The sequence below is a fragment of the Treponema sp. R80B11-R83G3 genome, from assembly GCF_054786115.1.
This window is the reverse complement of record NZ_BDHF01000163.1, coordinates 1-2,173: the sequence shown is the minus strand read 5'-3', so window position 1 is coordinate 2,173 and position 2,173 is coordinate 1. Positions and strand designations below refer to the sequence as shown.

At 31.4% G+C, this 2,173-nt stretch carries 3 protein-coding genes; 1 reads left to right on the top strand and 2 read right to left on the bottom strand.

Annotated elements, in window-relative coordinates; genetic code table 11:
• Positions 1–321: 321 nt before the first annotated feature.
• Positions 322–1,029, bottom strand: a complete 708-nt coding sequence (locus ACYVRH_RS12055; RefSeq protein WP_461257153.1) for a hypothetical protein — start codon at positions 1,027–1,029, stop codon at positions 322–324.
• 20 nt (positions 1,030–1,049) lie between these two features.
• Positions 1,050–1,529 carry a hypothetical protein gene (locus tag ACYVRH_RS12050; RefSeq protein ID WP_461257152.1) on the bottom strand — a complete coding sequence of 160 codons (480 nt, stop codon included), beginning with the start codon at positions 1,527–1,529 and terminating at the stop codon, positions 1,050–1,052.
• A 179-nt stretch (positions 1,530–1,708) separates the two neighbouring features.
• On the opposite strand from ACYVRH_RS12050, the gene ACYVRH_RS12045 reads away from it, so the two are divergent.
• On the top strand, positions 1,709–2,029 hold the full coding sequence (locus tag ACYVRH_RS12045) for a helix-turn-helix domain-containing protein (protein WP_461257151.1): 321 nt from the start codon (positions 1,709–1,711) through the stop codon (positions 2,027–2,029).
• Positions 2,030–2,173: the final 144 nt, after the last annotated feature.

The window sequence follows — 2,173 nt, the reverse complement described above, 5'->3', positions numbered from 1 at the left end:
AGAGACCAATCCCGTTCATACACTAACGGGAAAATATTTTTCGTGGAATGGAAATGAAATTTGCGATTGGGGAAAAGCGACGAAGGGAATTAAATAATTGATAGGGGCTGTCCAATAAGAAAGATTTCTACCACGAACCACACGAAAAACACGAACTTTTTTAGTCCAAATCTTGTTGTTGTTCGTGTTGGTTCGTGTGGTTCGTGGTAAAATTCAAACTTATTGGACAGCCCCGTTAAAATAGGATACCTCCGTTAACCAAAACCAATTGGTATGCAAGGTGAACAATTATATATAACATTTTAAATATTACTATTTTATTCAATATGTAGTATTTGGATTATATAACATTGTATTTTGAACTCTGCTTACATGCGTTTCAGTTCGTTGCTTTGCAGGAAAAGGACTAGTTGGAAGAATACGAAGTGTATCATTAAAGACAATTTGCTCATTGATTGTTATCCTTCCAGTTGCAATAAACCCATCTGTTACTAACCCCATTCTATTAATAGGTTGCATTTCGAAATGAACGCTACCACTGCTCCCAGAATTAAGAAGTGCCTTATTAGGGTCTGGATATAGATTAAATCTTCGAAGTTGCGTCATTTGCCAATTTTCAAAATCTCTTTGAGCTGAATTTTTAAATGCGGTAATTGATCTGTCAATTTCTGCATTTCTACGGTTTATTTCTGCATTTCTTCTATCAATTGCAATATTTTCAGCATCAATTATTCGGTTTTGTTCATCAATCTTTCGTTGATTTTCATTATATGCAATCAAAAATCTTTGGTAATTTTCAAAAGCTCTTTGATAATCAACAGTAGTCATAAATTCTTCCATATCTTTTTTTTCTTGAAAACTTTTCCCAGAATATGGTTCATCAAAAAGTCCTGTTTTTTTGTTTCTCCCTTCCAATTCCCATTGATTAATTTTTTCGCGTTCTTCTGTGGACATACAAGAAAAAAACATTGTAACAATTACCAGTCCAAGTGTCACACTTAAGATTTTAATAAAATTTCTTCTTAACATAATAAACTCCTTCTAGTTTCTCATCCTCGTTTATGAGTTATTGTAATATCATTTGGGTTACGTTTAATTCCTCCACCTTTACCAAGTAATACGGCAGCCGCTATAGCCGCCGCTGTTCCTGCCAATACTCCGGCGCTTGCTCCAATTTTCTTTGCAGATGCTTCATCCATCCCCGAACTTTTTGCAACTGTTTTTATTATATTTGAAACACAAACTCCAATAACAACAATTATTCCTACAACAACAAGTAAAATAACTATTATTATTCCAGTAGAATTAGAATCGGTACTTGCCCCATTAGAATTCTGCGTTGCAGTTAATCCTAATTTTTGTCGAGCATAATCAATATCTACTTGAGTTAAAACAACTTTTTCACCGTTTGACCTAAATATATGATCACCAGGTGAAGCATTGGCTATGCCTTGGTTATTAGCAGGTACTTCTCGGGCATAAATAAATGCCGACATAAGAAAAAGTAAGATAAAAATAATTTTCTTCATTTTAAACCTCCAAAATTTTCTAATAAACCCCAAAGGTCTATATTTTACTTATTTATACACCATATACGTTTATTTATCAAGAAATATTTAACGTTTTACGTGTATTTTTGAAAAAACATACCAAATTCTGCACATTTAACTTTGTTTTCTACCATACATTTGTATCTAAAATTGACATTATGGATATAAAGAAAATTTTCGGGGAAAACCTGAAATTTTATCGAAAAGCAAAGCGTTTATCTCAGGAACAGCTATCTGAAAAAGTAGAAATATCTGTCAAACATTTGAGTTCTATTGAAAGAGGGTTAAATTTTATTTCTGCCGATTTATTGGAAAAACTTGCTTTTTCTGTCGATGTTCCTGTTTTTTATTTTTTCGTAAATAAGAGAGAATTTTTCTATAATGATGTCATGTTAAATACAATAGATAATATTATTGAAAAAAATTTAATCAAAACAATTGATGAAATTAAGTCAGATATACGTCAAAATAAACAATAATTTCTATAAATAAAGACTGAAAAAATAGACATAACAACTACCTGTTCTGTGCCTTTTTATGTCACTTTAGGAATAAAATATATTGACAATTTTGTACATATTTATTAATATGTATTATAGAGGTTCATGGTGAATATTGAGTGG

Bases quoted from the DNA above. Each gene is read 5' to 3' on its own strand.
- ACYVRH_RS12050 (WP_461257152.1), bottom strand. From the start codon at position 1,529: ATGAAGAAAATTATTTTTATCTTACTTTTTCTTATGTCGGCATTTATT.
- ACYVRH_RS12045 (WP_461257151.1), top strand. From the start codon at position 1,709: ATGGATATAAAGAAAATTTTCGGGGAAAACCTGAAATTTTATCGAAAA.
- ACYVRH_RS12055 (WP_461257153.1), bottom strand. From the start codon at position 1,029: ATGTTAAGAAGAAATTTTATTAAAATCTTAAGTGTGACACTTGGACTG.